The organism is Syntrophotalea sp. (genome assembly GCF_050253115.1).
Taxonomy (GTDB): domain Bacteria; phylum Desulfobacterota; class Desulfuromonadia; order Desulfuromonadales; family Syntrophotaleaceae; genus Syntrophotalea; species Syntrophotalea acetylenica.
On the sequence record NZ_JBFWJQ010000119.1, the window covers coordinates 1 to 7,744 of the forward strand.

A 7,744-nucleotide genomic window follows, 5' to 3' on the forward strand; every position below is an offset into this window, starting at 1 on the left:
CCGATTGACCAGCAACGTATTTTATGGACATGGTTGAGGATTTCGCGCTCATGCATGAATTCAACCTTGAGAATAGAGAGAATTTTCCTTGTGCGCCTGTTGTTCCTCCCTGTTCTTCCGAAGCCGGCGGTCACAAACTCCGGGTTGTTTTGAATTTTACATAGGGCTCCCGCAAGCAACAGGGATTTCAATCCATTCTGGCACGATCCGCCATAAAGATTACCACCAGACTACCATCAAAAAACCATTACACAATAAGGACGAGATGTTGAAGTCAAAAAAGTGGAACACTTCGATCCGACATAACGCGGCCTTTTGCCGGACTTCAGGGACATGGCCCATGAATAGAAACCAGGCCAGGACTCTCGCCCAATCACGGCATCCGGAACTTTGCGTTTGGATGGCCGGTTGCGGGATTGTTTGTGGGATTTTAACAACATGCGCCTTTTTGCGGCATGCTCCTGCCATGCCGTGGATAGAAAACGGGCGAAGGATGCCGACGCACCCTCCGCCCTTGGAATTTTCAGGATTAGGAATGATGCCTAACGCGTCATTTTCACATTGCTGCCAACATAGGCCGGCAATCCCCAGTTGCGCAGAATGCCGATGGCACTTTTCAACCGGGCCACATAATCCTCCCGGGGCGGCTTCTTCATATCCGCCAGAGGGTAAGCCTTGCCGAGGGTTTCGTACTTGGTCTTGCCGAGTTCGTGAAACTGCAATACCTGCACCTGCCGGGGTGTGGACCCAAATTCACTGGCGATGAACCGGGCCGTGGCCTCAATGTTCTCATCGCTGTCGTTGTATCCGGGAATGAGGGGAACGCGGATCACCGACGGGATGCCCGAGCGCCCCAGTCTTTTCAGGTTATCCAGCACCAGCGCCAGGTCACAGCCGGTGTACGCGCGATGCTTGTCCGCGTCCATGTGCTTGATATCGGTCAGTACATATTCGGTATAGGGCAGGGCCTGAGCCACCAGATTCCATGGCACGCCAAGGGCGGTTTCGATGCAGGTATGCACATCGGCGGCCCTGCAGGCCTTCAGCAGTTCCACCACAAAGGGCGTCTGCACGAACAGCTCGCCGCCACTAACGGTAATGCCGCCGCCGGTCTCATCGAAAAATTCCCGATCCTTGAGCACTTCACGCATCACCTGCGCCACCGTCATGTCTTCGCCCCAGCGGGCCAGGGCATTTGCCGGACATTCATCGACGCAGGCCATGCAGCGGGTGCAGAGGCTTCGATCGATACCGGCCACCAGGCCCTCCTCGCTGATGCGAAAAATGCCTTGCGAGGTAAACGGGCAGGCATCGAGACAATAGCCGCACTTCTCGACCCCGATACAGCGTTGCTCATAAACGGCGACCTCCGGGTTTTTGTCCCAGCTTTCGGGATTGCAGCACCACAGACAGCTCATGGTGCAGCCTTTCAGAAATACCGAGGTCCGGGTGCCGGGGCCGTCATGAACCGTGTAACGCTGTATGCTGTACACAATGCCCCGGGCATCCATGTCCGGCTGTAGCCTGTCGACCCTGCCTGGAGCGATGTTGTCTTGCATCGCAAACTCCCTTCCTGTCCGTGGCTCTCCCGTGTGGATTTCGCGACGGTTGCTCAGCGTCCCGCGGCCACCTCGAAAGCATCGCGGCCGGCGGCTGCGATGGCCCTATCCTCTTCGGACGACCCACCGCTTACACCGATGCCTCCGGCAATACAGCCCTCGTCGGACACCGGATAACCGCCGCCGAAGATACAGATGCCACTGGCGGCCTGGCAGGTATGCACGCCAAAGAAAGGTCCGCCAGGCTGGGTATGCCGGGCCAATTCCTCCGTAGGCATGGTGGTGGCGACCGAGGTATAGGCCTTGTTCAGAGACAAAAACTGACTGATGAGCATGGCGTTGTCCATGCGGTGCTGGGCCACGAGATTGCCCCCTGCATCCACCACCGCAATGGATACCGGCACCCCCAGCTGTTCGGCTTTTTCCTGACTTGCGCTGATCATGCGCAACGCCGTCTTCAAATTCATCTTCATCGTATGCCCCCTGGCGATGGCCTTGATACAGGATTGCCGGGCCGGCTGTACGGCCCGGCAATCGCGCTGACATCAGAATTCCAGCTCGGTTCGTTCCAGAATATCACGCTGCACGCTGGGATCCAGTTCGGTGAAAAAGGCGCTGTAGCCAGCTACGCGCACGATCAGTCCCTTGTATTTTTCCGGATGATCCATGGCATCTTCCAGCACGGAACGGCTGATGACGTTGATCTGGTTGTGCATGCCCTTGCGCTGGAAATAGACTTTCATCATGCCGATGAAGTTTTCATCCCCCGTCTCCCCGGCCAGGGTTGACGGGCTGAACTTCATGTTGAGCAGGGTGCCGTTGGAGGCGATGCCGTGATCCAGGGCGGAAACGGACTTGACCACCGCCGTCGGCCCGGAGACGTCGTGAGAGCCACGGCTGGTGTGCACCGGAGACACGCCGTCGGCGACCGGCTCACCCGCCTTGCGGCCGTCGGGGCTGGCCTGGGTGATGGCGCCGAAAGGTACGTTGGCCGACACCGGATAGAGACCGGCCTGGAACTCCCCGCCGTGCGGTGTGGGGCGGCGTTCGAGGTGTTTGCAGTAGCACTTGGCGCCCCAGCGGGCCAGGTCGTCGACCTCTTCGTCATCGTTGCCGTAATGCGGCACCTTGGCGCTGTTGATCAGGGCATAGATGGGCTCATAACCTTCCCAGTTCTTTTCCAGGGCATCGAGCAGGTCGGCCCCGGAGATCTTCTTGTCTTCGAACACCAGCTTTTTGATGGCGCTCAGGCCGTCGGCCACGTTGGACACGCCGACCCCCTGGGGACCGATGAAATTGTAACGCGCTCCACCGGCGGTCACGTCCTTGCCCTTGTCGATGCAATCCTCGACCAGCAGGGACAGGTAAGGCAGCGGCTTGCGGGTCTGATGCGCCACATCCATGGCGCATTCCGCCATCACCAGCCGGTCGACCCAGTACTTCATCTGCTTGTCGTAGGCCTCCCGGACCTCGTCAAAGCTGCTGAAATCCGCCAGCGATCCGGTCTGCAGGCCAAGGGTCTCGCCGGCGCCGACACATTGATCGTACATGGGGCACGCGGCGCTGCAGCCGGTGCACTTGCCGTTGTTGATGGCCAGCTCCAGAACCTTGTTCATATTGAAAAACGCGGCGTCGTGCCAGCCGTATTCGCGCCCCTCGGAGTTGGGCTCCACACAGCCCAGCGCGCCGTAATCCCGCGAGTCCTCGATAGTGCGACCGCGGTTCACCATGGACGGGATGATGATTTCGTCATTGAAGAAGGACGGCATGCCCAGCCCCATTTTGGCCACCTTGGTAACCTTGACCCACCATTCGCGGGGCGAGTTGGCGTGCCAGCGGCTGGTCAGCCAGGGGGCATTGAGGCGCACATGCGCCATGGCGTCGACGCACATGAAAGACAGTTCGTTGGTGGCGTCCTCACCTTCCGGAGTCTGCCCGCCTATGGTCAAGGAAGGCCCGCCCAGCTCCACGCCGCCGCAAGCCTTGGTAGAACCTTCGTCTCGGATCTTGGTCAGCTCGCTGATCTTGATCCAGGCCCCCTCGATCAGTTCCTGGACAAAGTCCTTGGTGATTTTCCCTTCGGCCATGTCCTTGCGGAAGAAGGGATAGAGATGCTGATCGAAACGTCCCCAGTGGATGGAATGGCCATTGCCCTCGATGGTGATAACCACGGTCAGCATCCACCACAGTTGCAGGGCCTCCCAGAAGGAACGCGGCGGGTTCTCGGCGATCCAGTCCAGGTTATCCGCCATCTGCAAAAGCTCCTGCTTGCGCTCGCCTTCAGCCGCGGGTGCCATCTGGCGCGCGAGGTTCGCATAACGGCGGCAATAGGTCATGATGCCGTCCAGGCAGATGAGCTGCGCCTGATAGAACTGAATTTTGTCCAGCACCGACGGGTCGCACGGATCCAGTTCGGACAGTTTGCTGTCGATCTTGTCCTGCAGCCCCTTCCAACCCAGTTCATAGATCTTCTCATAGCGGGCCGACGTGTGCCCCACCCCGCCAAAGAAATAGTTGCCGAGCAGGTAGATGCCCTTGCCGTAGGAACCGGTGCCTTTAAGGGCGGTTGCCGGCATCAGGGATTTGGCCAGGTCGTGCACTGTCCGATTCTTCCAGAATTCGCGGATATCCCGCAGTTGCTGCTTGGTTTCCTCGGTAATCAGGAAACGGTCGCCGGGCCGTTTTTCGAAGGGCTTGTTGTCCATCTCCTCGACCAGCCACTCGTAGGAGAACTCCGGAAAAACCGGCGCGCAACGCGGCGGCGCCGCCATGTTGCCGGCGACCAGCTCATACTTGCCGATTTCGATGGAAACATTTTTCAACACATGGGCAAAGCACTCCGCACAGCGGATGATATGTGGCTTGTTGCTGTTTTCCTTGAACTTTTCCGTCCACAACACAGCCCGCTCGGCGGACACGCCCAGGGGCGTATCCAGAAACTGCTGCCGCCAGGCATTGATGCGCGCAAAAGGAGACGGATTTTCCTCCAGCCCGGAGGTCCCGGTCCCGTAGTCCTTGTCATAGGGATCGTAACCTTCCAGAGTGACTTTTGCGGTTTCCTTGACTACGGATGCGTCATACATAGTTACCTCCTCGTCTTGTCGACAGCTTGCAACATGCTCGATGCGGATTTTCTGCAGGGACACTCGCGCAATGAGGTTGGCCAAGCGGGGTTTGCGTCCCAACAACTCAACCAATTACTTACTTTTCAAAAACCCTACCAATCAATTACTTGGTTGTCAAGCGGTCTTTTCATCGAAAACGAGGTTATATCAGCCCGTCGCTGTCACACCCTGGGCACATGGCAGAGCCACCACCGGACAACGGGTGTGTTTCACAAAAACCAACAACTTGATTTGTTGTTCGATAGCGCCCATACTTAAGGCGTTTAAAGGCCTAAATGCCGCTTGCCTGCCACACGCCCCGAGACCACAAACGGGACACGTTCAGGCGCGCATGGCAAGCGCAACGGCGCGAGGATTCTTTCTGAAATCCGGGCAAGCCCTAAAATGCACGCATCTTTCAGCGGAGGGCCCATGCTGTACAGGTTCGAGGAAATATTCGATATTTCCCAGATCAGGGAACTGGCCCAGCGGTTTTCCGACCTGGTGGGCATTACCGCGGCCATCATCGGAGTGGACGGCACCATCTGGACCAAGTGCAATTGGCAGGAAATCTGCGAAAACTTCCACCGAAAACATCCCGTCACCCATCAGCGCTGTATTGAAAGCGACATCTGCCTGCCTCCCAAATATTTTAAAGACAGCCTGACCGACACCATCATCTACCGCTGTCAGAACGGTCTGATGGAAGCCGCCGCACCGATCCGGATCCAGGGCGAACACATCGCCAATCTCTACATGGGACAATTTCTGCTGCAACCGCCCGATATCGCCTTTTTCATGCAGCAGGCGCGCGATTTCGGCTTTGACGAGACCGCGTACATCCAGGCCCTGCTGAAAGTTCCGGTGTTCTCCGAAGACAAGGTCAAATCGGTCACCGATTATTTTTCCAAGCTGGCCATCGTCATCGGCGAGATGGGCTTGAGCCAGGTGCGCCTGAACCAGGCCAACGAGCATCTGAAAAAATCGGAACAGCGGTACCGCCTGGTGGTGGAAAATTCCGCCAGCGCCATCATGGTGGTGCAGAACGACACCATCGTGTTTGCCAACCGCAAGATCATTGACGGTTTTGGCAGCAACCAGAATATTTTCCAGTTCATTCACCCCGAGGATCAGGCCAGTTTCAGAGCTTTTCTCGACCAAACCCGGCAGGGCGCATCAGACGCCCCGCTGGAAGGCACCCGCATTGTCAACGATCCGCAAAAAACCCGGTGGGTCCAGACCAATGCCGTCGCCATGGATTGGCAGGGCAGCCAGGCGCTGCTGCTGCACATGACCGACATCACCTCCCAGAAAGAGGCGGAAAAAGCCATGCGCAAGGCCCAGCTGGAGCTGGCCAACTCGCAGAAGATGGAGGCCATTGCCAACCTCGCCACCGGTGTCGCGCACGATTTCAACAACTTCGCGCAGATCATCGGCACCAATGTGGAGCTGCTGCTGGCCGCGGAAGATAAAACCAGCCCCATTTACGGCAAGCTCAAGGAAATCGAACTGGCCGTCATCAAAACCAGCGAGCTGACCCAGCGGCTGCTGATGTTCCGCGAAGACCAGCCCGGCTGCCGGCAGTCCGTCGACATCAACCAGCTCATCGACCAGGTCGCCCACTCCCTGCGCGCCCTGCTGCCCTCCAGCATCGACTTCGATCTTTCCCTGCAGGCCGACTGCAAGGTCAAGGACGGCGACCCGGTCCAGCTCTTCCAGATATTCATGAACCTGCTGCTCAACGCCAAGGACGCCATGCCGGATGGCGGCACGATCCACATCGAAACCCGCAATTTCATCGCCACCCCGTCCTATGCCGCCAATCGCCCCAATCTGCGTCCCGGTGAATATATCCAGGTGCGCGTCCTCGATGAAGGACCGGGGTTGTCCGACCAGGATCTCATTCACCTGTTCGAGCCTTTCTACACCAGCAAGCAACCGGGACAGGGCACCGGCCTGGGCCTGACGACCGTTTACAACTTCGTCAAGAACCATTCAGGCCACATCACCTGCGGCAACAACGCCGAAAAAGGCGCCTGCATTTCAATCATGCTGCCAGCCACCCGTGTCGACCACCAGATCATCCGCTTTCCCATTGGCGGGCACGAAACCATCCTGCTGGTGGACGACGACCCTTACATCCTGCATCGCGGCCGGGAATATCTGCACAGCTATGGCTACACGGTTCTGGAAGCCCAGTCCGGAAAAGAGGCCTACGAAATCTATTGCCAGCGGCGGGACGACATCCGGCTGGTCATCATGGATCTCATCATGCCGGGCATGGGCGGCGAAAAATGCATCGGCGAGTTGCTGGGCATCGACCCCGATGCCAAGATACTCGTGGCCAGCGCCTACCTGACGGAAAACTTCATCCATAACCGCGACATCAGGGATAAAATCAAGGGTTTCGTGGCCAAACCCTACATCAAGGGCCGCCTTTTGCAGGCTATTCGCAAGGCGATAACCTCGGACCAGAAACAACTGTGCCTGTAAACCTGCGCGCACAAGGCCGCTTGCCTTGAAGGCTAATGATCCTTGACGGCGAGCAATTACTTTGTTACTTTGTTTCTAAAAGCGGCGGATTTATGCACCGGCCCTGATTTTCTGAAGCCGACGCCATACATTAATTTTTCTATCGTCTGGACGGTAGCGCTATGGAAAATCTGATCGGATCGGAAATAAAAAAACGGCGGGAAGCACTGAAGATGACCCAATCGGAACTCGGGAAAGCTCTCGGGTATCGATACGGAAATTTTATCGGTTATCTCGAAAATGGCAGAGCTGCCTTCCCCCTGGAAAAATGGGAAGAATACGCCGAAGTATTGCAGATACCCAAATATGAATTCCTCGAACTCATCTTCAAGGAGAGATTTCCGGGCATGCTGGCCTATATCGATTTCCATCCTGCCAGCCAATCGGCCAAGAAGGAAGCAGAAGACAAAATCTCCAATATTTAAGCTGCTCTTCGCTCCTGCAAACTCACCAATGGATTTCACGGCTATCTGGCCCCCCAAAAAAGAACCCTCGCGGACAGTCCGACCCTGATGCCGGATTGTCCGCGAGGGACATTGGCTTTCGACC

General features: G+C 57.2%; 5 protein-coding genes. 2 read left to right on the forward strand and 3 right to left on the reverse strand.

The window, feature by feature from the left end; genetic code table 11:
• Nucleotides 1-542 precede the first annotated feature (542 nt).
• From AB7E65_RS10950 to AB7E65_RS10960, 3 genes are all read right to left on the reverse strand, one after another.
• Nucleotides 543-1,559 carry a glycyl-radical enzyme activating protein gene (locus AB7E65_RS10950; RefSeq protein WP_320360716.1) on the reverse strand — a complete coding sequence of 339 codons (1,017 nt, stop codon included), beginning with the start codon at nucleotides 1,557-1,559 and terminating at the stop codon, nucleotides 543-545.
• A gap of 53 nt (nucleotides 1,560-1,612) precedes the next feature.
• The gene (locus AB7E65_RS10955; RefSeq protein WP_072285676.1) at nucleotides 1,613-2,032 is read right to left on the reverse strand and encodes a GlcG/HbpS family heme-binding protein; all 420 of its coding nucleotides are present in this window, start codon (nucleotides 2,030-2,032) and stop codon (nucleotides 1,613-1,615) included.
• A gap of 72 nt (nucleotides 2,033-2,104) precedes the next feature.
• A complete protein-coding gene (locus tag AB7E65_RS10960; RefSeq protein ID WP_428745899.1) occupies nucleotides 2,105-4,642 on the reverse strand; it encodes a glycyl radical protein in 2,538 nt (845 codons plus the stop codon).
• Between the two features lie 453 nt (nucleotides 4,643-5,095).
• On the opposite strand from AB7E65_RS10960, the gene AB7E65_RS10965 reads away from it, so the two are divergent.
• Nucleotides 5,096-7,156 carry a PocR ligand-binding domain-containing protein gene (locus AB7E65_RS10965; RefSeq protein WP_428745900.1) on the forward strand — a complete coding sequence of 687 codons (2,061 nt, stop codon included), beginning with the start codon at nucleotides 5,096-5,098 and terminating at the stop codon, nucleotides 7,154-7,156.
• Between the two features lie 161 nt (nucleotides 7,157-7,317).
• Nucleotides 7,318-7,620, forward strand: a complete 303-nt coding sequence (locus tag AB7E65_RS10970) for a helix-turn-helix domain-containing protein (RefSeq protein ID WP_072285679.1) — start codon at nucleotides 7,318-7,320, stop codon at nucleotides 7,618-7,620.
• Nucleotides 7,621-7,744: the final 124 nt, after the last annotated feature.

What these genes read in the sequence shown, in the direction of transcription:
- AB7E65_RS10950 (WP_320360716.1), bottom strand. Translation starts at nt 1,559, where the DNA reads ATGCAAGACAACATCGCTCCAGGCAGGGTCGACAGGCTACAGCCGGAC.
- AB7E65_RS10955 (WP_072285676.1), bottom strand. Translation starts at nt 2,032, where the DNA reads ATGAAGATGAATTTGAAGACGGCGTTGCGCATGATCAGCGCAAGTCAG.
- AB7E65_RS10960 (WP_428745899.1), bottom strand. Translation starts at nt 4,642, where the DNA reads ATGTATGACGCATCCGTAGTCAAGGAAACCGCAAAAGTCACTCTGGAA.
- AB7E65_RS10965 (WP_428745900.1), top strand. Translation starts at nt 5,096, where the DNA reads ATGCTGTACAGGTTCGAGGAAATATTCGATATTTCCCAGATCAGGGAA.
- AB7E65_RS10970 (WP_072285679.1), top strand. Translation starts at nt 7,318, where the DNA reads ATGGAAAATCTGATCGGATCGGAAATAAAAAAACGGCGGGAAGCACTG.